At 59.9% G+C, this 22,620-nt stretch carries 16 protein-coding genes and 1 pseudogene; 7 read left to right on the top strand and 10 right to left on the bottom strand.

Going from position 1 to position 22,620, the window contains the following annotated elements:
- Positions 1 to 69: 69 nt before the first annotated feature.
- Positions 70 to 744, bottom strand: coding sequence for a DNA-3-methyladenine glycosylase I (locus tag HU755_RS23600; RefSeq protein WP_186637030.1), 675 nt, complete (start codon positions 742 to 744; stop codon positions 70 to 72).
- A 28-nt stretch (positions 745 to 772) separates the two neighbouring features.
- Between HU755_RS23600 and HU755_RS27815 the strand changes: the two are divergent.
- A pseudogene (locus tag HU755_RS27815) lies at positions 773 to 871 on the top strand (metal ABC transporter ATP-binding protein); the annotation flags it as partial.
- A gap of 9 nt (positions 872 to 880) precedes the next feature.
- On the opposite strand, the gene ttcA reads toward HU755_RS27815, so the two are convergent.
- Entirely contained in the window at positions 881 to 1,705 is an 825-nt protein-coding gene (ttcA, locus tag HU755_RS23595) for a tRNA 2-thiocytidine(32) synthetase TtcA (protein ID WP_186637029.1), read from the bottom strand.
- A gap of 425 nt (positions 1,706 to 2,130) precedes the next feature.
- Between ttcA and HU755_RS23590 the strand changes: the two genes are divergently transcribed.
- Both HU755_RS23590 and HU755_RS23585 read left to right on the top strand, forming a co-directional pair.
- Positions 2,131 to 2,733, top strand: coding sequence for a Yip1 family protein (locus HU755_RS23590; RefSeq protein WP_186551722.1), 603 nt, complete (start codon positions 2,131 to 2,133; stop codon positions 2,731 to 2,733).
- 148 nt (positions 2,734 to 2,881) lie between these two features.
- Positions 2,882 to 3,376 carry a SprT family zinc-dependent metalloprotease gene (locus tag HU755_RS23585; protein ID WP_186551721.1) on the top strand — a complete coding sequence of 165 codons (495 nt, stop codon included), beginning with the start codon at positions 2,882 to 2,884 and terminating at the stop codon, positions 3,374 to 3,376.
- Positions 3,377 to 3,487: 111 nt separating this feature from the next.
- Here HU755_RS23585 and HU755_RS23580 read toward each other — a convergent pair whose 3' ends face one another.
- Together HU755_RS23580 and HU755_RS23575 are read right to left on the bottom strand one after the other, a co-directional pair.
- A complete protein-coding gene (locus tag HU755_RS23580) occupies positions 3,488 to 4,669 on the bottom strand; it encodes a CaiB/BaiF CoA-transferase family protein (protein ID WP_186637022.1) in 1,182 nt (393 codons plus the stop codon).
- Between the two features lie 266 nt (positions 4,670 to 4,935).
- On the bottom strand, positions 4,936 to 6,270 hold the full coding sequence (locus HU755_RS23575; RefSeq protein ID WP_186551719.1) for a dicarboxylate/amino acid:cation symporter: 1,335 nt from the start codon (positions 6,268 to 6,270) through the stop codon (positions 4,936 to 4,938).
- 351 nt (positions 6,271 to 6,621) lie between these two features.
- Between HU755_RS23575 and HU755_RS23570 the strand changes: the two genes are divergently transcribed.
- Positions 6,622 to 7,620 (top strand): AraC family transcriptional regulator, encoded by a 999-nt coding sequence (locus tag HU755_RS23570; protein WP_186637021.1) that lies wholly within the window; start codon positions 6,622 to 6,624, stop codon positions 7,618 to 7,620.
- A 121-nt stretch (positions 7,621 to 7,741) separates the two neighbouring features.
- Here HU755_RS23570 and HU755_RS23565 read toward each other — a convergent pair whose 3' ends face one another.
- The 3 genes from HU755_RS23565 to HU755_RS23555 all read right to left on the bottom strand — a co-directional run bounded on the left by HU755_RS23565 (position 7,742) and on the right by HU755_RS23555 (position 10,510).
- On the bottom strand, positions 7,742 to 9,088 hold the full coding sequence (locus HU755_RS23565; RefSeq protein ID WP_186637020.1) for an ATP-binding protein: 1,347 nt from the start codon (positions 9,086 to 9,088) through the stop codon (positions 7,742 to 7,744).
- Entirely contained in the window at positions 9,085 to 9,762 is a 678-nt protein-coding gene (locus tag HU755_RS23560; protein ID WP_186622221.1) for a response regulator transcription factor, read from the bottom strand. The genes HU755_RS23565 and HU755_RS23560 overlap by 4 nt, the downstream gene beginning before the upstream one ends.
- 142 nt (positions 9,763 to 9,904) lie before the next feature.
- Positions 9,905 to 10,510, bottom strand: coding sequence for a hypothetical protein (locus HU755_RS23555; RefSeq protein WP_186551715.1), 606 nt, complete (start codon positions 10,508 to 10,510; stop codon positions 9,905 to 9,907).
- A 143-nt stretch (positions 10,511 to 10,653) separates the two neighbouring features.
- Between HU755_RS23555 and HU755_RS23550 the strand changes: the two genes are divergently transcribed.
- Entirely contained in the window at positions 10,654 to 11,445 is a 792-nt protein-coding gene (locus HU755_RS23550; RefSeq protein ID WP_186637019.1) for a dienelactone hydrolase family protein, read from the top strand.
- A gap of 150 nt (positions 11,446 to 11,595) precedes the next feature.
- Positions 11,596 to 12,321, top strand: a complete 726-nt coding sequence (locus tag HU755_RS23545) for a 4'-phosphopantetheinyl transferase (protein ID WP_202885367.1) — start codon at positions 11,596 to 11,598, stop codon at positions 12,319 to 12,321.
- A gap of 108 nt (positions 12,322 to 12,429) precedes the next feature.
- On the opposite strand, the gene HU755_RS23540 is transcribed toward HU755_RS23545, so the two are convergent.
- Positions 12,430 to 14,040, bottom strand: a complete 1,611-nt coding sequence (locus HU755_RS23540) for an ATP-binding protein (protein ID WP_186551713.1) — start codon at positions 14,038 to 14,040, stop codon at positions 12,430 to 12,432.
- On the bottom strand, positions 14,037 to 14,759 hold the full coding sequence (locus HU755_RS23535) for a response regulator (protein ID WP_186551712.1): 723 nt from the start codon (positions 14,757 to 14,759) through the stop codon (positions 14,037 to 14,039). Before HU755_RS23535 ends, HU755_RS23540 begins: the two co-directional genes overlap by 4 nt.
- 857 nt (positions 14,760 to 15,616) lie before the next feature.
- Between HU755_RS23535 and HU755_RS23530 the strand changes: the two genes are divergently transcribed.
- A complete protein-coding gene (locus HU755_RS23530) occupies positions 15,617 to 18,511 on the top strand; it encodes a ribonucleoside-diphosphate reductase subunit alpha (protein ID WP_186551711.1) in 2,895 nt (964 codons plus the stop codon).
- Positions 18,512 to 18,653: 142 nt separating this feature from the next.
- Here HU755_RS23530 and HU755_RS23525 read toward each other — a convergent pair.
- Positions 18,654 to 22,620: hypothetical protein (locus HU755_RS23525; RefSeq protein WP_346655443.1), on the bottom strand; the 3,967-nt coding region annotated here is incomplete at its 5' end.

Below are 22,620 nucleotides of genomic sequence, written 5' to 3'. Positions count from 1 at the left end.
CTCGCTCCCACAGAAGAACGCATTCCAAAATGTGGGAGCGAGCCTGCTCGCGAACGGGACGACGCGGACTCAATGGTTGACGGTATAGGCCAGCATCATCGAAATCTGGCTCATCGGCCGCCCGCCGCTCTGTTCGTGCCACTGATTGAACGTTTCCTGCACAATCGCCAGGTCACGCTGACTGGTCGGCACCTTGTCGACGATCTTCTGCGCATTGAGTGCCGCGACCACGTCGTAGCTCGGCACGAAGGTGTCCTTGCCGACCATGCGCAAAAACCGCGGTGCCGACAGCCCGCCCAATTGATGGCCGTGCTTTTTCAGGTAGGTCCACAGACCGACGATATCGGTCACCGGCCAGTCGGCGATCAGTGCGCCGAAACTGCCTTTGTCCTTTTCCACATCGAGGATGAACTGCGCATTGCGCGGCACGCTCTTGAGCTTGCCCAAGTGGCGAATGATCCGCGCATCCTGCATCAGGCGCTCAAGGTGTTCGGCGCTCATGAGTACGACTTTTTCCGGATCGAATTTGAAGAACACTTCTTCGAACGCCGGCCACTTGGCGTCGACCAGACTGTGCTTGAGCCCGGCGCGAAAGACCCGCAGCGCCATGGTCGAGAGGTAGCGGTCGTCGCTGATCTTGCGCAGTTGTGCAGGCGTCTTGGGAACGGGCAGATGGGCTTCCAGTTCAGCCGCCGAACCGAAACGGTTCAGACAGTATTCGTGCAGCCACTTGTAATCGCGCATGCCCTCTCCTATTGAATGAAACTGATAAATCTCTGTGGGAGCGAGCCTGCTCGCGAAGGCGTCGGGTCAATCAACATATTTGCTGAATGACACACCGCCTTCGCGAGCAAGCCCGCTCCCACATGTTTAATCGGGTTTACAGGTTGACGACATTGACGAAACGCGAAGCCGCGGTCTCGTCGATCTTCAGGCTGGCGAAGTCGAATAGATTGCGGTCGGCCAGTTGCGACGGCACCACGTTCTGCAGGCTGCGGAAAATCGACTCGGTGCGACCCGGAGTTTTGCGATCCCAATCCTGCAGCATTTCCTTGACTACCTGGCGCTGCAGGTTTTCCTGCGAGCCGCAGAGGTTGCACGGGATGATCGGGAATTGCTTGAGGTCCGAGTAGGCCTGGATGTCCTTCTCGTTGCAGTACGCCAGCGGACGGATCACCACGTTGCGGCCGTCGTCGGCGCGCAGTTTCGGCGGCATCGCCTTGAGCGTGCCGTTGAAAAACATGTTGAGGAAAAACGTCTCGACGATGTCGTCGCGGTGATGACCGAGGGCCATTTTCGTCGCGCCGATTTCATCGGCAAAGGTGTACAGCGTGCCGCGGCGCAGGCGCGAGCACAGCGAGCAAGTGGTCTTGCCCTCCGGAACCAGTTCCTTGACCACCGAGTAGGTGTCTTTTTCGACGATGTGGTATTCGACGCCCAGCTCTTTCAGGTAGGCCGGCAGCACGTGCTCGGGGAAGCCCGGCTGTTTCTGGTCCATGTTCACCGCGACGATCTCGAACTTGATCGGCGCCACCTTCTGCAGGTGCAGCAGCACGTCGAGCATGGTGTAGCTGTCCTTGCCCCCGGACAGGCAGACCATGACCTTGTCGCCGTCTTCGATCATGTTGAAATCGGCGACCGCTTCGCCCGCCAGGCGGCGCAGGCGCTTTTGCAGTTTGTTCTGATTGACCGTAAGAGTGCCCATGACGCGAAATCCGTGAGGTGTGACGAAGGGCCGGCATTTTACGCAAAAACCCCAGTAGCGCGAAGCATCTGTGGCGAGGGGATTTATCCCCGCTGGGTTGCGAAGCAGCCCCAAAACCTGAGAACTCGTATTGCCTGACACTGCGCGGTGAATGGCTTGGCGACTGCTGCGCAGCCGAACGGGGATAAATCCCCTCGCCACAAAAGTATTTCAACCTCAAAAATGCCTTCCCCGCAAGACCGCGAGGCGATTACTTCCGCCGTTTACAGCGCGATTTGCTCTAAGCCCCGGATACCGGTGCGATTAAGACCTTTCTATACTGCGACATAAGGTCGCACACATCTGAAGACCTGTATTTGCTCGGCCACCTTGGCCCGTAGGCGCTCCGCTGGGGGGCGATGGCAATAACAAGAGGAGTGAATGGCATGATCCATCACGTAGTGGGACTGTTTACCCACCCCGATCAGGAATGGAAGGAGATCCGTGGCGACCAAGAAGAAAGCATCAGCCACATGTACTTGACCCACACGCTGATTCTCGCGGCGATTCCTGCCGTCTCGGCGTTTATCGGCACCACTCAGGTCGGCTGGGTGATCGGCAACCGCGCGCCGGTGATGCTCACTCTGGAGAGCGCGCTGTGGATGACGATCATGTCGTACCTGGCGATGCTTGGCGGGGTCGCGGTCATGGGCGCTTTTGTGCACTGGATGGCGCGCACCTATGACGCCAATCCGAGCCTGGCCCGTTGCGTGGCCTTTGCCACCTACACCGCCACGCCACTGTTCGTCGGCGGTCTGGCGGCGCTGTATCCGCACATGTGGCTGGGCATGATCGTCGGCACGGCGGCCATCTGCTACACGGTGTATCTGCTGTATGTGGGATTGCCGACATTCATGAACATCCCGCCGGACGAAGGTTTTCTGTTCTCCAGTTCGGTGCTGGCGGTGGGCCTGGTGGTCCTGGTGGCGATCATGGCGTTCACCGTGATCGTCTGGGGCCTGGGCGTTGGCCCGGTGTATACCAACTAGCTTGATTCACGCCTGAAAAAAACAACATCTGCCCACACAGGCCGCCGCAAGGCGGCCTTCTTCTTGGGGCGATGACCATTCGGCAGGTCAGCGATTCGCAAGTCGGCGGGGTTGCGGCATACTCGACGTCTCTGGAGATCCATCAAGCATGCCCGAGCAACTCAATACCCGCGTCGAAGACTGTTACCAACTCGCTGAATCCTTTTTCAAACGTTCCTTCAAACGCCCCGTGGTCAGCCTCAAGCTGCGCGGGCAGAAAGCCGGTGTCGCGCATCTGCACGAGAACCTGCTGCGCTTCAATCCGCAGCTGTACCGCGAAAACACCGAACATTTCCTCAAGCAGACCGTGGCCCACGAAGTCGCACACCTGATCGCCCATCAATTGTTTGGCGACCGCATCCAGCCCCACGGCGAGGAATGGCAACTGATCATGCGTGGGGTTTACGAACTGCCGCCGGACCGCTGCCACACCTATGAAATCCAGCGGCGCAGAGTCACCCGCTACATTTATAAATGCCCATGCCCGGACAGCGACTTTGCGTTTTCGGCACAGCGCCATAGCCTGGTCAGGCAAGGGCGGCGGTATTTCTGCCGGCGGTGCCGCACGACGTTGGTGTTCAGTGGTGAGATGCGGGTGGAATAGCTGGTTTCTGTGTTGTCTTGGCTGGCCCCATCGCGAGCAGGCTCACTCCTACATTTGGAATGCGCTCCACCTGTAGGAGTGAGCCTGCTCGCGAAGGGGCCAGCACATGCATTAAAGAATCACTTTGGTGGAACGCAGCTCAGCAATCCGCTCAGCACTAAACCCCAACTCCCTCAACACCTCATCGGTATGCTGCCCCAACCCCGCGCCGACATGTCGCGGCGCCGGCAGCGCTTGAGAAAACTTCAACGGACAAGCCATCTGCGCCTGTGTCGTGCCATCGCCGCGCGGCACTTGCGTCACCAGCCCCCGCGCCTGCAACTGCGGATGGCGTACCGCCTCGCCCAGACTCAGCACCGGTTCGACACAGGCATCAACCCCGGCAAACAACTCACACAGTTCGGCAAAGTCATGCCGCTCAAACTCGACCTGCAATGCGTGCTTCAGCGCCTGTTGCTGCTCAGCCCTTTGCGACAATCCCTGCGCCGCCAGCTCCGGCCGGCCAAGCGCTGCGCACAATTGCTGCATGAACGCCGGTTCGAGACTGCCCACCGACATCCAGCGCCCATCCCGCGTACGGTAATAATCATAAAAGCTGCCGCCATTGAGCATCTGGTCTTCGCGGCCCGGTTCCGCGCCGCAGGCCAGGTAACCCGCGCCGGCCATGGCATTGAGGCTGAATGCGCAGTCGGTCATGCTCACATCCAGGTGCGTGCCCTGCCCGCTCTGCTGCCGGGCGATCACCGCCGCCAGCAAGCCGATCACCCCGTGCAGCGAGCCTCCCGCCACATCCGCCACTTGCATGCCCAAAGGCACCGGCCCGCTGTCGGCGCGGCCGGTGTAACTGGCAAGTCCCGCCAGCGCCAGATAATTGATGTCATGCCCGGCGCGATCACGATACGGCCCGGTCTGGCCGTAGCCGCTGATGGACACGTAGATCAACTGCGGATTGATCGCTTTCAACGCTTCATAGCCCAGGCCCAGTCGCTCCATCACCCCGGGCCGAAACTGCTCCAGAACGATGTCGTACTCGCCCAGCAATTGCTGGATGATCTCGAGCGCTTCGGGCTGTTTGAGATCCAGCGCCAGACTGCGCTTGTTGCGGTTCAGATACGCATGGCTGGCCGATGTCCCGCCATCGTGGGGTGGCAGTACGCGCAGCAGGTCCATGCGCGTCGGTGATTCGATGCGCAGCACCTCGGCGCCCATGTCCGCCAGCAGCAACGAGGCGAACGGCCCCGGCAGCAGGGTCGAGAAATCGAGAATTTTCAGTGAGGCCAGCGGTGCGGACATGGGCGAACTCCTTGGGCGATCCATTCAGCCTAGGCAGCCATCGTCGATGCGGCAATCACCGCAAATGTCAGCGAGTGTGACCGTTGTGCTCAAACCCTGTGTTTAATCGCAGGCAAGAAAAAACCCGCCGAAGCGGGTTTTTTCTATTCATGTGGCGAGGGAGCTTGCTCCCGCTGGACTGCGGAGCAGGCCCCTTTTTGAAAGCGGGCCGCTGCGCGCGCCAGCGGGAGCAAGCTCCCTCACCACAAGGTATTACCAGATACAGCTTATTTCACATTGCTCGGGGTTGGGCCTTCAGCCACACCCAGGTCGTCTTCTTCACGCTCTTCGGAGATACCACGGCCACCGGAAGCCAACTCGGCTTGCAGCACGTCGGTGTCCAGTTCCTTGACCCACTTGGCCACGACGATGGTCGCTACGGCGTTACCGACCAGGTTGGTCAGCGCGCGGGCTTCGGACATGAAGCGGTCGATACCGAGGATCAGCGCCAGACCGGCAACCGGCAGGTGGCCGACCGCCGACAGGGTAGCGGCCAGAACGATGAAGCCCGAACCGGTCACGCCCGCCGCGCCTTTGGAAGACAACAGCAGCACCAGCAACAGGGTGATCTGGTGGGTGATGTCCATGTGGGTGTCAGTCGCTTGGGCGATGAACACGGCCGCCATGGTCAGGTAGATCGAAGTACCGTCGAGGTTGAACGAGTAACCGGTCGGGATCACCAGACCGACAACCGATTTCTTCGCGCCCAGACGCTCCATCTTGATCAGCATGCGTGGCAGCGCCGATTCCGACGAGGACGTACCCAGGACGATCAACAGCTCTTCACGGATGTAACGCACCAGCTTAAACACGCTGAAACCGTGAGCACGGCAGATCGCGCCCAGCACCAGCACGACGAACAGTATGCAGGTGATGTAGAAGCAGATCATCAACTGGCCCAACTGCACCAGCGAGCCGACACCGTAGGCACCGATGGTGAACGCCATGGCACCGAACGCACCCAGTGGCGCCAGCTTCATGATCATGTTGATGATGTTGAACATCACGTGGGCGAAGCGATCGATCATGTCCAGCAGCGGACGACCGTACGAGCCGAGGCGATGCAGGGCGTAGCCGAAGATCACCGAGAACATCAGCACTTGCAGGATGTCACCGGTGGCAAACGCGCCGACGATGGTGTTCGGGATTACGTTGAGGAGGAAACCGACAATGCTCTGGTCTTTACTGGCCGTCACGTAGGTGGCGATTTTCGAGGCATCGAGGGTGGTGACGTCGATGTGCATGCCGGCGCCCGGTTGCACGACGTTGACCACGATCAGGCCGATCAGCAGGGCGATGGTCGAAACGATTTCGAAGTACAGCAGCGCGTAGCCGCCGGTCTTGCCCACGGATTTCATGTTCTGCATGCCGGCGATGCCGCTGACAACGGTACAGAAGATGATCGGCGCGATGACCATTTTGATCAGTTTGATGAAACCGTCACCCAGTGGCTTGAGGGCCACACCGGTCTGCGGATAAAAGTGACCAAGCAGGATGCCGATGGCGATGGCAACGATCACCTGGAAATACAGGGATTTATACAGTGGCTGACGAGTCGTCATTGCAGGTTTCCTCAAGCGTCCAGCGGGCGACATCCATCTGTCGAGCGCCGAACCTTAATTGCGAACCCTCCTGCACTGGAGGGATTTGTTGTTGGAGCGGCGTTTTCCGCGAAGGAGAAATGCACGCTTCTGTCGCTTCTATCGCAAACGCCGTGCCAGATTGGTGCGATTGCCAGCAAGCCTTTTGATATCAGGGTCTGCGGGATTTTCCATGTCACCGGACGGTGACCTGTGTGTGGCGGATTTCCGCCAACTTGCCGTTTCGCGTCCTGCAATTTGGCGGAAATCCGCCTTGTTGCGAGCAGCGCCACCCGGCTACCATCCGGGCGCCTGAGGAAGGATCTGCCGCTTATGCGTGAACGCACCATCGCCAGTCATTTCGCCCGTGCCGCCCTCGGTGGCGCGCGCCGTCTGGGCTTCGATTATTCGGGCCTGCTGCTGCAACTGGGCATCAGCCCGGAGCTGCTCGACGAACCGCGCGCGCGCATTGCTCCAGAGCAATTCACCCGGCTGATTCAAGGTCTGTGGCTGGCGCTGGATGACGAGTACCTGGGCTTCGGCAACGCGCCAAGCAAGCCCGGCACTTTCGCCATGATGTGCCACGCCTCGATTCATTGCCGCAATTTGGAAAAGGCCCTGCAACGCGGTTTACTTTTTTATAGCTTATTCCCCGATGCCCCGCGCCTGACCTTGAATCGCGAAGACGAATGGGTGCGTTTGAGCCTCGACGATTCGCCGCTATGGGACCCGGATCACTTCCTCACCGAGAGCCTGCTGGTGATCTGGCATCGCCTCGGCAGTTGGCTGATCGGCCAGCGGATTCGCCTCGAACAGGCAACCTTCAGCTACCCGCGCCCCGACCACGGCGCCGAATACGACCTGCTGTTTCCCTGCCCCATGGTTTTCGGCACCGAACGAAGCAGCCTGCTGTTTCACAGCCGCTACCTGCCGATGCCGCTGTTGCAGGACGAACGCACGCTCAAACACTTCCTCGAACGCTCCCCCGCCGACCTGCTCTCGCGCCCGGACGACGGCGACAGCCTCAGCAGCCGCTTGCGCCGCCTGCTCAGCCGCGACAGCGCGCACTGGCCGGATCTGGAAGCCGTGGCGGCTCACATGCACATCAGCCCGCAGACCTTGCGCCGGCACTTGCGTGAAGAAGGCACCAGTTTTCAGGAACTGAAGGATCAGCTGCGGCGGGATATCGCCATTTACCATTTAGGCCGGGCGGAGATGTCGTTGCAGCAGATTGCCGAGCAGCTCGGATTTTCCGAACCGTCGGCGTTTCATCGGGCGTTCAAGAAGTGGACGGGGCTGACGCCGGGGGCTTATCGGGCGCAGGAGCAATGAGGCAGCCTCGAATCTTGCGTTGAAGCGCCCGGCGCTATCGCGAGCAGGCTCACTCCTACAAGGGTACGCATTCCAAATGTAGGAGTGAGCCTGCTCGCGATAGGGTCATAAAGGGCACCACCTAAACCGCAGGAAAATGAATCCTGAACGCCGCCCCGCCCATCGGCGAATCGCCCAGGGCCAGCCGGGCGTTGTAGCTTTCGATGATGTCCTTGACCACCGCCAGCCCGATGCCCTGCCCCGGATGCTGCGCATCCAGGCGTTCGCCGCGTTCGAGTATCCGTGCGCGTTGATCGAGTGGCACACCCGGCCCGTCGTCTTCTACGCACAACTCGACCCCGGCGAGCGACTCGCGCACGCTGACGCGCACTTCGCCCAGGCACAGGCGATAGGCGTTTTCCAGCAGGTTGCCGAGCATCTCCAGCAAGGCACCCTGTTCGATCGGCACATAGCAATGCTCCGGCAGATCAAACGTGACACGCACGTGTTTGTCGCGGTAGACCTTGTCCAGCGTGTCACAGAGGCTTTTGAGTACCGGTTGCAGGCGCACCTGATGGCGCACCAGGCCGCTTTTGCGCAGGCTGGCCCGTTGCAGTTGGTAGCTGATCTGCTGGCTCATGCGCTCGATCTGGCTTTGCAACACCCAGGCCTGATCGCGCTCTTGAGGCCGCTGCGCCATGTCTTCGCTGACGCCTTGCAACACCGCCAGTGGCGTCTTCAGGCTGTGAGCAAGGTCATCGAGCGAATCGCGGTAACGGCTGCGCTGCTGACGCTCGCTGAGCAGCAAGCGGTTGAGCGAACCGGTCAGGCGCAGCAGTTCACGCGGGTGTTTTTCAGTCAGGCTTTCGCGGGTGCCACCTTCGATTTCGTCGAGTTCCTGGCTGAGTCGGCGCAAGGCCTTTAGGCCCCAGGTCAGGCCGATCCACAACAACGCGAGCAGCACCAGCAACGCCGCGCCGAAGCCCAGATAAAGGTTTTCACGCAGGCCTTCGAGGGTGGTTTCGTATTCGCGCACCGGTTGCAGGGCGACAATGCTGAACGCCGCGCTCTTGCCGCCGAGCAGTTTGACTTCGACGTCGTAGACAAAGAATTCCTGGCCGTTGCTTTCGCGAATCCGCGCGAACTCGTTGCCGAGACCGTCATAGCGCGGCTTGTAGTTGATCTGCTCTTCCTGGGTGGCTTTCGACCGCCAGACCAGATGTCCTTCGCGGTCGTAGATATAGCCGAGCAGGCGAAAATCGGTGAGGTTGAAGCGCTCATCGGGCAATTGTGAAGGCATCACCAACCGACCGTTTTCCACGCGCGCGGCGGAGATCAGCGTGGTGACGTCAGAGGCCAGGCGTTGCTCGATCGAATCCTGCAAGGCGAGGCTGAACGCGCCCTGCATCGCCGGGAGCAAGGCGAGCATGAACAACACCGCCAACGTGGTGGCGGCGAGCATCAAACGAACGCGAAGGGAACGAATCAAGTGCAGCGCTCGTTGAACAGATAACCGAGACCGCGCACGGTGTCGATCGGTTTGAACCCCGCCGGCGCTTCAAGCTTGCGGCGCAGACGGCCGACCAGCACTTCAATCACGTTCGGATCACGCTCGTCGTCATCCGGGTAGAGCTGCTCCATCAAGCGATCCTTGGGTACCACTTGCTGGTGGTGACGCATCAGGTATTCGAGGATGCGGTATTCGTAGGCGGTCAGCGCCAGCGGTTGTTCATCGAGGCTCGCCTGTTTGCGATTGAGGTCCAGCAGCAACGGCCCGGCAACAATGGTCGACTGAGTGAAACCGCTGGAGCGGCGCAGCAGCGCATTGAGGCGTGCGTCGAGTTCTTCGAACTGGAACGGCTTGACCACGTAATCGTCGGCGCCGGCGGCGAGGCCTTCGACCTTGTCCTGCCAGTTGCCGCGTGCGGTGAGGATCAGGATCGGAAAGCTCTTGCCGCCCGAACGCAACTGCCGGATCAGGTCGAGGCCGCCCATGCCCGGCAGGCCGAGGTCGATCACCGCCAAGTCAAAGTTGAACTGTCCGGTCTGGTACAGCGCTTCTTCGGCATTGGCCACGGATTCGACCACGTGACCGCTCTCCGTGAGGCGGGTTTGCAGGTGATGGCGCAACAGCGCTTCATCTTCGACGACCAACAGTTTCATGCCTTTCTCCCCATCACTTGAGCTCTACATACACAACCTGTGGGAGCGAGCTTGCTCGCGAATACGTCTGTTCAGTCAACGATGTGTTGAATGAACCATTGCCTTCGCGAGCAAGCTCGCTCCCACACAGGCCAGGCGAAACTTAGAAATAGTAGTTGGCCGACAGGTACGTCTGGGCGCTGCTGGTCAGGTCCAGCGAGCCTTGCTTGCTGCCGCCGCGCTCACTCATCTCGGTGCTGGCGTTGCTGCGCAGGTAACGGTAACCGAGTTCTACCGAGGTGTTTTGCGACACTTGCTGCAACACACCGAACTGCCCACCCACTGCATAACCGATGTCGCTGTCACGGCTGAAGCCTGGCGACTCCTGGGTCAGTTTGGTCAGGCCCGCCGTGGCGCCGCCGAACAGTTTGGTGCTGCCGCCCACCGGGTAGAACAGATCGTAGCTGCCCAGCAGGTTTTCCTGGCGCAGTTTAACGCCATTGTGCGAACCGGATACGTTGTCGTAGGTGGCGTAGTAGCGGCCTTGGCTGTTCTGCTGACCGAGGCGCACGCCGTAGGTGTTGTTGCCGTCGATGGCCCCGGTGGCGTTGGGGTGGTCGAGGTTGTCATTCAAGGCGTGGGACTTTTTGATCTTGTCGCTGGTCTGGCCGAAGCTCAGGCCGGCGAAGTTCGAAGTGGTGTCGGCGTGGGCCGCGATGCTGGCGCTCATTACGGTCAAAGCCAGCAGCAGTTTGTTTAAACGAGTCATGGGTATTTCCTCTTTCACAGTGCTGTTTGGGTATGGCGCAAGGTTACTGACCCGCCCCTGTACCGCCCCTGAACCGTCTCTGAACCCAAGCTGAACCAGATCGTCTAGGCTGTTCTGACCACTTACATCAAGGAGACCCGACCATGCGCCTGTTCCTCGCCCTCACCTTGCTGGCCGTCAGCAGCCTGACCCAGGCTGCGATCAAGACCGCAGAAATCCCCTATCAAAGCGCCGACGGTACAAAACTGATCGGCTACTACGCCTATGACGACGCGATCGAAGGCCCACGCCCCGGTGTCGTTGTGGTCCACGAATGGTGGGGGCTGAATGACTATGCGAAGCGTCGCGCACGGGATTTGGCTGAACTCGGCTACAGCGCGCTGGCTATCGACATGTATGGCGAAGGCAAGAACACCGAGCACCCGAAAGACGCGATGGCGTTCATGCAGGCGGCGACCAAGGACGCCGATGCAGCCAGCAAACGTTTTGCCGCTGGCCTGGACCTTCTGAAAAAACAGCCGCAAACCGACGTCAACAAACTCGCTGCCATCGGTTATTGCTTCGGTGGCGCCGTGGTGTTGAATGCGGCGCGTCAGGGCGTGCCACTGGCGGGTGTAGTGAGTTTCCATGGCGCGCTGGCGACCAAGACCCCGGCAACCCCGGGCAGCGTGAAAACGAAGATCCTGGTCGAGCATGGCGCGCTGGACAGCATGGTCACTCAGGACAATGTCACCGCGTTCAAGGCGGAAATGGACAAGGCCGGGGCGGACTATAAGTTCGTCAGTCTCGAGGGTGCCAAGCATGGCTTCAGCAATCCGGACGCCGACCGTTTGAGCCATGGCGAGCATGGTGGGCCGGACATTGGTTACAACAAGGCGGCGGATGAAAAGTCCTGGGCGGATATGCAGGCATTCTTGAAGAAGATTTTCGGTTAATCAGAGACACCGCGGCGCGGCGATCGCGAGCAGGCTCACTCCCACACCGGATCTGTGTCGCACAGAAAATCCCCTGTGGGAGCGAGCCTGCTCGCGAAAGCTTCCCCGCCGATCTCGACCTTGCCCCGACTAACCGGCAAAATGCCAGCCATGAATCTCACCCCCGCCCTGCCCGCCTGCTGCACCGCGCTCGACAGTCGTTGGCCATTGCCAACGGTGTTGCCTGGCACCGTACTGCTCAGCACCCGGTTTGATCCGGCGCGACTGCTCGCCGATGACTTTCAGCGCAGCGCCGTCGTCGCGCCGCCCAGCATTCAGCGCTCGGTGGCCAAGCGTCAGGCCGAGTTCCTTGCCGGACGGATCTGCGCCCGCGCCGCGCTGGCGCAACTCGACGGCACGGACACGATCCCGGCCATCGGCGAAGACCGCGCCCCGGTCTGGCCGGCGCACATCTGCGGCTCGATTACTCACAGCACCGGTCACGCCGCCGCGATCGTTGCCAACAAGCAAGACTGGCGCGGCTTGGGCATGGATCTGGAAAATCTGCTGAGCCACGAGCGCGCCGAGCGCCTGGCCGGGGAAATCCTCACGCCGACGGAGATCCAGCGCATGGCGGCCGGGTCGCAGGATCATCTGGCGTTACTGGTGACCCTGACGTTTTCGGTCAAGGAAAGCCTGTTCAAGGCGCTGTACCCAATCGTGCAGCAGCGCTTTTATTTCGAGCACGCCGAAGTGCTGGAATGGACTGAGGCGGGTGAGGTACGGCTGCGGTTGTTGACCGATCTGTCTTCCGAGTGGCGCAACGGTACTGAGCTGGAGGCACAGTTTTCGGTTGGGGATGGGCAGTTGTTGAGTCTGGTCAGCATTGCTGCCTGAAGATTTGTGTTGTCGGCACTGGCGCTATCGCGAGCAGGCTCACTCCTACAGGGGAAACGCATTCCAAATGTAGGAGTGAGCCTGCTCGCGAAGGGGCCATCCCGGATCTCAACGGCGCTCCTGATTCCTCGGCCAGCTCAAACTGAAACAAGCCCCACCCAGACTCTTGCTCTTGCCGATGATTGCCCGGCCGTCATGCCAGTGAATGATTCGCCGCACAATCGACAGCCCCAGGCCATGGCCGCCCGATGCGCGCGTGCGGCTGTCGTCCAGGCGCAGGAACGGCGTGAAAATCCGCTCCCACGCCACTTCTGGTACGCCCGGCCCGTCATCCTCGACGTCGACGCGGCACCGTAACTGCCCGACCTGATAGCTCACCGTGACCTTCGACTGCGCATGGCGCATGGCGTTGCTCACCAGATTCTGCAGCGCCCGGTGCAGGTAACGCGGTTCGGCTTCGACCCAGGCGTCGTCGTTATCGGCAGAAGACAGGCACAACCCGCGCTGCACGGTGACTTCGGCGCGCAGCGGCGCCAGCTCTTCGATCACTTGATTGACCAGTGCATCAAGGTCGATGCGCTGGAACGTCAGGGCCGGCGAACCCTGTTCCAGCCGGGCGTAAGTGAGCATTTCGTCGACCAGCTTGTCGAGGTCCTCGATATCGTGGTCCATGCCTTCACGGTACTTTTCCAGCGCTTGCGGGGTGGTCGCCGAGCCGATCATTTCCAGACCAAAACGCAGCCGCGCCACCGGCGTGCGCAATTCGTGGGACACCGCGCGCACCAGTTCGCGCTGGATCGCCAGTAACTGCTGCAAGTGCTCGGCCATGCCATTGAAGGCCGACGCCAGACGCCCCACCGAGTCGGCTCCGCGCGCCGGCACGCGGGTTTCCAGGCTGCCCTTGGCGATGCGCGTGGCCGCTGCTTCCAGCCCGCGCAAACGCCGCTCCAGTTGCCGCACCAACAAATAAACGATGAGACCGATCAAGGTCAGGCCCAGGGCGGCAATCAGCACCAGCCATTCCGGTGGATAGGGATTCATCTGATACAGCGGGCCGATTTCCAGCACCCACGGCGTGCCGACCATGCCGGCAAACACGCGGATCGAATCGCCGCCCTTGCCCAACGCCATCACCGTATCGCCCTCGGACACACGGCGACTCTGATCTTCGTCCATGTCGGCGTCATTCGCCGTGACCAGACGCAAGTCGAAGCCGAAGCCCTTTTCTTTCTTTATTTGCGCCAGACGTTTCGGCTGATCAGCGACCGGCACGCGCACCAATTCATCGGCCAGCAGATAAATCGTCGCCCGGGCCAGTTGCTCGCTGATTTGCTGCACCTCGCCCACCAGCATCATCTGTTCCTGTTCGCTAACCAGCCGATAGACCTTCGCCGCGTGCGGACCGGTCTGCTCGACCAGTGCCTGACCGCGCAGCACACGGGTGCGCTGGGTCATATCGAGGTCGGTTTCGGCGAACTTTTTCAGCGTCAGCGGAATGCCGAGCAAGCGCTCCCACACCAGCAGCGCACGATGGCGCTCGGTCTGGTTCATGGGTTGCAGGTTGTCTGCCATCAGCGAGAACGTGCCGTGCGCGAGACGCTCGCGGTATTGCTCGCTGCGCACCTGATTGAGCAGGTGCAGCGCCAGTACGCCGAGCACCGCCACGAGGATCAGTGCGGCGCACATGCCACCGTAGATGCGCAGGAAGATCGAGTTCACAGGGCCAGGTCTGCGCAGGCTTCCGGGACGAACAGATAGCCCTTGCTGCGGATGGTCTTGATCAGGCGCGGATGGTCGGGGTCATCGCCGATTTTCGGACGGATGCGCGAAATGCGTACATCGATCGAGCGGTCCTGGCCGTCATAGCCGATGCCGCGCAGTGCGGTGAAGATTTCTTCGCGGGACAGAATGCGCCCGGCGTTGGATACCAGCAGCCAGAGCAGGTCGAACTCGGCACTGGTCAGCTCGATGCCGTTGTCGCTCAGCCAGGCTTCGCGCAAGGCGTTATCGACGATCAGCGGGCCGAATTGCAGGCGGCGGGACTTTTCAGCGAGTGGCTCCGGTGTGTCACTGCGTCGCAGCAACGCCTGGATCCGCGCCAGCAGCAGACGCGGCCGCACCGGTTTGCAGACGTAATCGTCAGCGCCCAGATCGAGGCCGTGGATCTGATCGGCATCGTCGGTGCGCGCGGTGAGCATCAGAATCGGCCCGTCGTACTGGCTGCGCACCTTGCGGCAGATGCTCAGACCATCCTCGCCGGGCAGCATCAGATCGAGGATCACCAGATCCGGCTGCTGCTTGATGATCCGCGCCGCCGCCAGCGCGCCATTGCCTTCGATTTCCACGCGCAGTCCATTGGCTTGCAGGTAATCGCGCGTGAGCTCGGCCAGCCGCTGGTCATCCTCGACGATCAATACCTGCCAGGTTTGTTGCTCCACCGGTGACCTCTGCTTGCTGTTTTTATTGATGAAAGAAGAATATCTGGCTAACACGGTCACTGTAGGAGTGAGCCTGCTCGCGATAGCGGTGGATCAGCCAATAAGGATGCTGTAGGGAAAGACGCTATCGCGAGCAGGCTCACTCCTACAGTTTTTTGCGCAATCCTCCCGTCTTTTTGTCATGTTTCAGGAGGATAAAAATGCCTGCACACCCAGCGATTGTATAAACGGCGATCACTCGGAAAACAAGTCGGTAAATGCGTTCGGACACCGCGGAATTCTGTGATAGGGTTCGCGCCCTTAAAAAACCGCTGAAGCGTTTTTCCGGATGAAAAAACAGTGACAAACGGTCTGGCTCAGCAGGTTCGCGGCCTACACGCGTTTTCCCTGTTTCTTACACAAATTACGCACAGGCTTATCCACAGGTAGTACGTTGCAATCCTCCCCTGAAACGCATTATCTTGTAGCACGGCGAAAACGGAGACCCTACATATAGGGTTTTCGACCAAAACGCCCAACCACATTTCAAGCCTGAAACTCAAGCGCTTTATGGCGAGTTTCCGGTTGAACGAGCAAGTTTTTTGAAGCCCAAACCGCACTGGCGGATGGCGCCGTTTTTTTAGTCCGAAACGGACAAAACGGTATGGGTGTTGCAGTCACGACTGTCACCCGCGAAGGAATCCGGTTGCGAGCATTGGCTCGCAGCCAAAACTTCGGCAAGGATGCGGCGTTGCAGCCTTTTTCCTACTGTTCCGAAGTTTGTAATGCCGACGCCCGTCGGTTGCAGTGCTTCGGTACAGAACGGTGAGCACCATGACGGTGCCAAACAAACATAGAGAATGTGGAGACCACCCCCCATGCAAACCGACACAACTCGCGAGAACCCGCAGGGCACCTTGCCGCAGGCCGCCGATTCGACTTCGGATCTGGCAGCCACCGCGCCTGGCCAACTGCGCGTGATCAAGCGTAATGGCACTGTCGTTCCTTACACCGATGACAAGATCACCGTCGCTATCACCAAAGCGTTTCTCGCAGTTGAGGGCGGCACCGCTGCCGCTTCGTCGCGAATCCACGACACGGTTGCGCGCCTGACCGAACAAGTCACCGCAACCTTCAAGCGTCGCATGCCATCGGGCGGCACCATCCACATCGAAGAAATCCAGGACCAGGTCGAACTGGCCCTGATGCGTGCCGGCGAGCAGAAAGTGGCGCGCGACTACGTGATCTACCGTGACGGCCGTTCGAAAGAACGCGCAGCTCACGCCCCGGCCGAAGCCGCAGTCAACGCACATCCGTCGATCCGCATCACCCGCGCCGACGGCAGCCTCGCGCCGCTGGACATGGGCCGCCTGAACACCATCGTTACCGAAGCCTGCGAAGGCCTGGAAGAAGTCGACGGCGACCTGATCCAGCGCGAAACCCTGAAAAACCTGTACGACGGCGTGGCCCTGACCGACGTCAACACCGCCCTGGTGATGACCGCCCGTACGCTGGTCGAGCGCGAGCCGAACTACTCGTTCGTCACCGCCCGCCTGCTGATGGACACCCTGCGTGCCGAAGGCCTGAACTTCCTTGAAGTCGCCGAAAGCGCCACCCATCACGAAATGGCCGACCTCTACGCCAAGGCCCTGCCGGCCTACATCGCCAAGGGTATCGAGTTCGAACTGCTGAACCCGGTGCTGGCCACCTTCGACCTGGAAAAACTGGGCAAGGCGATCAACCACGAGCGCGATCAGCAATTCACCTACCTGGGCCTGCAGACCCTGTACGACCGCTACTTCATCCACAAGGATGGCGTGCGTTTCGAACTGCCGCAGATCTTCTTCATGCGCGTGGCCATGGGTCTTGCGATCGAAGAGAAGAACAAAGAAGACCGTGCGATCGAGTTCTACAACCTGCTGTCCTCGTTCGACTACATGGCTTCGACCCCGACCCTGTTCAACGCCGGCACCCTGCGTCCACAGCTGTCGAGCTGCTACCTGACCACCGTGCCGGATGACCTGTCGGGCATCTATCACGCGATCCACGACAACGCCATGTTGTCGAAATTTGCCGGTGGCCTGGGCAACGACTGGACGCCTGTTCGTGCACTGGGCTCGTACATCAAGGGCACCAACGGCAAGTCGCAAGGCGTGGTGCCGTTCCTCAAAGTGGTGAACGACACCGCTGTGGCCGTAAACCAGGGTGGCAAGCGCAAAGGCGCTGTGTGTGCCTACCTGGAAACCTGGCACATGGACATCGAAGAGTTCATCGAGCTGCGCAAGAACACCGGTGACGATCGTCGTCGTACCCACGACATGAACACCGCCAACTGGATCCCTGACCTGTTCATGAAGCGCGTCTTCGATGACGGCAAGTGGACCCTGTTCTCGCCATCCGAAGTACCGGACCTGCACGACCTGACCGGTAAAGCCTTCGAAGAGCGCTACGAGTACTACGAAGCGCTGACCGAATACCCAGGCAAGGTCAAGCTGTTCAAGACCATCCAGGCCAAAGACCTGTGGCGCAAGATGCTGTCCATGCTGTTCGAAACCGGCCACCCATGGCTGACTTTCAAAGACCCGTGCAACCTGCGCAGCCCGCAGCAGCACGTCGGCGTGGTCCACAGCTCGAACCTGTGCACCGAGATCACCTTGAACACCAACAAGGACGAGATCGCCGTTTGCAACCTCGGCTCGATCAACCTGCCGAACCACATCGTCGACGGCAAACTCGATACCGCCAAGCTGCAACGCACCGTGAACACTGCCGTGCGCATGCTCGATAACGTGATCGACATCAACTACTACTCGGTGCCGCAAGCGAAGAACTCCAACTTCCGTCACCGTCCGGTCGGCCTGGGCATCATGGGCTTCCAGGACGCGTTGTACCTGCAGCACATCGCCTACGGCTCCGACGCTGCCGTCGAGTTCGCCGACAAGTCGATGGAAGCGGTCAGCTACTACGCGATCCAGGCGTCCTGCGACCTGGCTGACGAGCGTGGTGCCTACGAGACGTTCAACGGTTCGCTGTGGTCCAAAGGCATCCTGCCACTGGATTCGCAACAGATCCTGATCGAACAACGCGGCCAGCAGTACATCGATGTCGACCTGAAGGAAACCCTGGACTGGGCACCGGTTCGCGCCCGTGTACAGAAAGGCATTCGCAACTCGAACATCATGGCCATCGCACCGACCGCGACCATCGCCAACATCACCGGCGTGTCGCAGTCGATCGAACCGACCTATCAGAACCTCTACGTGAAATCGAACCTGTCGGGCGAATTCACCGTGATCAACCCGTACCTGGTTCGCGACCTCAAGGCTCGCGGTCTGTGGGACTCGGTCATGATCAACGACCTGAAGTACTACGACGGTTCTGTTCAGCAGATCGAGCGCATCCCGCAAGAACTCAAAGAGCTCTACGCGACTGCGTTCGAAGTGGATACCAAGTGGATCGTTGACGCCGCCAGCCGTCGTCAGAAGTGGATCGACCAGGCTCAATCGTTGAACCTGTACATCGCCGGCGCATCGGGCAAGAAGCTTGACGTGACCTACCGCATGGCCTGGTACCGTGGTCTGAAAACCACTTACTACCTCCGTGCCCTGGCCGCGACCAGCACCGAGAAGTCGACCATCAACACCGGCAAGCTGAACGCTGTTTCCAGCGGCGGCAACCACGGCGACGATTCGGTTCTGGCCGCTCCGGCAGGTCCAGCGCCAGTGCCAAAGGCTTGCGCGATTGACGAGCCGGATTGCGAAGCTTGCCAATAAGCTGAGCTGATTTTCAGGCGTTGCGAGACGCTTGAATGAGAACCCCCCGACAGACTTCTGGTTTGTCGGGGGTTTTCTTTTATCGAGAAAAAAGCGAAACCCGAATGACAGGTTTCGCCGTTTTTATTGTCGCAAACTACCTTCAGACCATGAACGACTCGGCCATCGCCTGCCCTACAACCGGAATGGTGAACGTATCACCATTGGCGGTAGCGAAGGTTTCAATGGTGTTTGAACCTGCATACCAGTCTGCAAGGATCACCGCATTGTTCTGATTGCCAGCGTTCCACTCCACTGCATTGAATATGTAGGCATTGATGCCATCGGTCTTGATCAGCACATCCGCATACGAGGCAATATTCTGCAACTCGACCCTGTCACCACCCTGAACCCCGTCATCCTTGATCAACACATTGGTCGACGAACTGACTTTATAAGTATCGCTGCCCTCACCGCCGTAGGCGTATCCACCGCCGCCCATGATTAAGGTGTCGGAACCGGCGCCGCCGAACAGTTGATACTCAGGCCCCGTCCCTACCAGCGAATCACTGCCATCATCACCAAACGCGATGCCGGCGTAAACGGTAATGTCGTCATTACCGGCATCGCCATGCAGGACGCTGCCAACATCGTTGTTGGCACCGAACATACTGTCGTTGCCATTGCCACCAAACAGCTGATCCGCTTCGGCGGGTCCGCTTCGATCCGGGCCGTTGATGGCATAAGGCTCGTAGCTGCCCCCATAAATCGAGTCGTTACCGTCGCCCCCATAGATCAAATCATGTCCCGCTCCGCCGTAGAGCGTGTTCCAGGCGGCGTTGCCTGTCAGGGTGTCGTTGAATGACGAACCGTGCAGCCCTTCGATATTGACCAGCGTATCGCCAGTCGCATCGCCACCAGTGACCGTGTTGGCTTGCAGGTCGATTTGCACTGCTGCCGAGCTGCCGGTGTACCAGGCTTCATCCAGAACGCCTGCACCACCATCGATAAAGTCGGCGCCCTTGCCACCAATAAACGTATCGGCGCCACTTGCGCCGATCAAGGTATCGTTGAATGCGGTGCCTTCCCAGTTTTCGATGTTAGTGTAAGTGTCACCCGCTGCAGCACCGGTCAGTGGCTGAGTGAGGTCGAGGGTGATCGCCGAGCTTACAAAGGCAAAGCTGACAGTGTCACGCCCAAAGGAGCCGTCGAAATTGTTGGCCTGATCATCACCGATGAAGGTGTCATCGCGTCCCGAGCCGACGAACTTCTCGATACTCTGGAAGGTATCGCCCTTGGCAATCGCGGTGTGTTCACCGGTCTTGAGATTGATGACCACACCTACCGGCCCGATGTCGTTATAGCTGACAGTGTCGAAACCATCGCCACCGATAAACGTGTCACCGCCATCGCCCCCCATCAAGATGTCGTCACCGGCACCGCCAGTGATAACGTTATCCAGTGCATTCCCTCGTGCCTGGAATGCACCCGTACCGGTATAGGTCAATCGCTCGATCCCGGCATTCATCAGGTAGTAAGACTGATTGGTACGCACCTCATCGTTACCGCCGCCTGCCAGCTCGATGATCGCGCCATAGTTTGCATTATTGAGAACGTAAACATCGTCGCCACTGCCACCCTGCACAGTGAATCCGGTCGAGTTGGCACTGGTGATAAAGACGTCGCTGTAGGCCGAACCGATGATGGTCTCGATGCCATAAAAGCTGTCACCCTCGGCATCGCCACCGGTGCCCGTGCCAGAGCCGACCCCGGAAGCACCCAATGTCAGCGTCACTCCCTGGGCGGATCGCGAGTAATCCGCCACGTCAACGCCGGTCCCACCGTCGAACTTGTCCGCCCCCGCACCTGCAATAAACGTATCCGCATACTGCGTGCCGCGTATCAGTTCGATGTCGGTGTAGGTGTCACCTGCCGCGATGCCGCTGTATACGCCAGTCTTGAAATTCAGCGTAACGGCCACAGTGCTGTCGTCATAACTGACGGTGTCCGTTCCGGCGCCACCGACAAAGCTGTCGGCACCTGCACCACCCAGCAAGGTATCGTTGCCCACACCACCTGTGATGATGTTGTCGCTGGCATTACCGCGACCGGTAAAGTTGCCGGTGCCGGTGTAAGTCAGGCGCTCGACATTGTTGTGCAGCCCCATGCTGAGTTGGTTGGTACGTACTTCGTCGTCGCCGCCGCCCTGCGCTTCGATGATAACTGCCGATGCACCGGTGTTGACGATGTAGACGTCGCTGCCTGCCCCTCCCTGCAAGGTGAAGGAGCCGGAGGTGGAGGAAGTGAACACGTCGTCGTAGGCCGAACCGATTATCTTCTCGATACCCGAGAAGGAATCGCCTTCGGCATCACCACCGGTGCCGGTGCCGGTTCCGGAGACCAGCGTCAGGTTGATGGCTGCACCAGACTGCGAGTAGTCGACGACGTCCATGTTGTCGGGGCCAACCGTACCGCCGTCGAACTTGTCGGCACCGGCGCCAGCCACGAACGTGTCACTGTATTTCGAGCCACGAATGACTTCGATCCCCTCGTAGGTATCGCCGGCAGCAATGCCCGTGTGAGCACCGGTCTTCTGGTTGATGGTCAGGCCCACGGTGGAGTCGTCGTAGGAAACCGTATCGATTCCCGCGCCACCGATGAAGATATCGGCACCCGCGCCGCCCAGCAGCAGGTCGTTGCCCACGCTACCGGTGATGATGTTGTTGCCCGCATTGCCTGTCCCGGTGAAGTTACCGGTACCGGTATAGGTCAGGCGTTCAACTTCGGCACTCAAGGTCATGGTATTCAGCGAGGTGCGTATTTCGTCGTCACCACCACCCGCCGATTCGATCACCGACTGGTTGGCCGAGCCGTTGATGATGTACAGATCGTCGCCCGCTCCGCCCTGCAGCAAGAACGCCCCAGAGCCGGTAGTAAATACATCGTTCAGCGCCGAACCGACAACTTTCTCGATATTGGTAAAGGTGTCGTCCTGTGCGTCGCCGCCCAGGCCACCGCCGGTGCCGAGCGTGGTCAGAGTGATGTTCACGGATTGCGCCGACAACGAATAATCGACGGTATCGACGCCACCTGCAGCGCCGCCATCAAAGATGTTGGCTTCTGTGCCGCTGAAAAACGTGTCACCGTTCTTGCTGCCACGAATGATTTCGATACCGGAGTAGGTATCGCCCGCGGCAGACCCGGTGTGCACACCGGTTTTCAGATTAACCGTTACCCCCTCAGCGAGGCTGTCCTCATAACTGGCTACGTCGATACCGTTGCCGCCAATCAACTGGTCGGCACCTGCACCACCGATCAGCAAGTCGTTACCGGCGCCACCGGTGAGGATGTTATCGCCGGCATTGCCACGCCCGGTGAAATTGCCGGTGCCGGTGTAGGTCAAGCGTTCAACTTCACCGCTCATGCCCGTGCTGGTCTGGTTGGTGCGGATTTCGTCGTCGCCACCGCCAGCGGCCTCACCAATGCCACCTGTCCAAGGACCGTTGATGATGTAAACGTCATTGCCGGCACCACCACTGACGCTCGTGCTGCCAGAGTTCAGGGTATAGGTGTCATTGAACGCCGTGCCGATGACCAGATCCATGTTGCTGAATGCATCGCCCTGCGCATCGCCGCCCAGACCCGTGCCGTTGACGCCGGTCAGCGTCAGGTTGATCGCCTGCTCGGAAGTGGCGTAGCTCAGGGTGTCATAGCCGATCACACCATCGAAGGTGTTGGCCGAAGCATCGGCGACAAAGTTGTCGGTATAACTGGTGCCGCGAAACGCTTCGATACCATTGAACGTATCGCCCGCCGCGAGACCGGTGTTAACGCCGGTTTTCAAGTTGATCGTCACGCCGGTTCCCTGATTGGCATCTTCGTAGCTGGCAGTGTCGATACCTGCGCCACCGATCAACTGGTCGGCACCTGCACCGCCGATCAGCACATCGTTACCGACGCCACCGGTGATGATGTCGTTGCCAGCACTGCCACGCCCGGTGAAATTGCCGGTGCCGGTGTAGGTCAAGCGTTCGACTTCACCGCTCATGCCCATGCTGGTCTGGTTGGTGCGGATTTCGTCGTCGCCACCGCCAGCGGCCTCACCAATGCCACCTGTCCAAGGACCGTTG

The organism is Pseudomonas sp. SWRI111, from assembly GCF_014268555.1.
Classification (GTDB): Bacteria; Pseudomonadota; Gammaproteobacteria; order Pseudomonadales; family Pseudomonadaceae; genus Aquipseudomonas; species Aquipseudomonas hamedanensis.
This window is presented reverse-complemented; position numbering and strand designations above follow the sequence as displayed.

Bases quoted from the DNA above. Each gene is read 5' to 3' on its own strand.
- HU755_RS23580 (WP_186637022.1), bottom strand. From the start codon at position 4,669: ATGTCCGCACCGCTGGCCTCACTGAAAATTCTCGATTTCTCGACCCTG.
- HU755_RS23575 (WP_186551719.1), bottom strand. From the start codon at position 6,270: ATGACGACTCGTCAGCCACTGTATAAATCCCTGTATTTCCAGGTGATC.
- ttcA (WP_186637029.1), bottom strand. From the start codon at position 1,705: ATGGGCACTCTTACGGTCAATCAGAACAAACTGCAAAAGCGCCTGCGC.
- HU755_RS23570 (WP_186637021.1), top strand. From the start codon at position 6,622: ATGCGTGAACGCACCATCGCCAGTCATTTCGCCCGTGCCGCCCTCGGT.
- HU755_RS23590 (WP_186551722.1), top strand. From the start codon at position 2,131: ATGATCCATCACGTAGTGGGACTGTTTACCCACCCCGATCAGGAATGG.
- HU755_RS23560 (WP_186622221.1), bottom strand. From the start codon at position 9,762: ATGAAACTGTTGGTCGTCGAAGATGAAGCGCTGTTGCGCCATCACCTG.
- HU755_RS23555 (WP_186551715.1), bottom strand. From the start codon at position 10,510: ATGACTCGTTTAAACAAACTGCTGCTGGCTTTGACCGTAATGAGCGCC.
- HU755_RS23600 (WP_186637030.1), bottom strand. From the start codon at position 744: ATGCGCGATTACAAGTGGCTGCACGAATACTGTCTGAACCGTTTCGGT.
- HU755_RS23530 (WP_186551711.1), top strand. From the start codon at position 15,617: ATGCAAACCGACACAACTCGCGAGAACCCGCAGGGCACCTTGCCGCAG.
- HU755_RS23585 (WP_186551721.1), top strand. From the start codon at position 2,882: ATGCCCGAGCAACTCAATACCCGCGTCGAAGACTGTTACCAACTCGCT.
- HU755_RS23545 (WP_202885367.1), top strand. From the start codon at position 11,596: ATGAATCTCACCCCCGCCCTGCCCGCCTGCTGCACCGCGCTCGACAGT.
- HU755_RS23550 (WP_186637019.1), top strand. From the start codon at position 10,654: ATGCGCCTGTTCCTCGCCCTCACCTTGCTGGCCGTCAGCAGCCTGACC.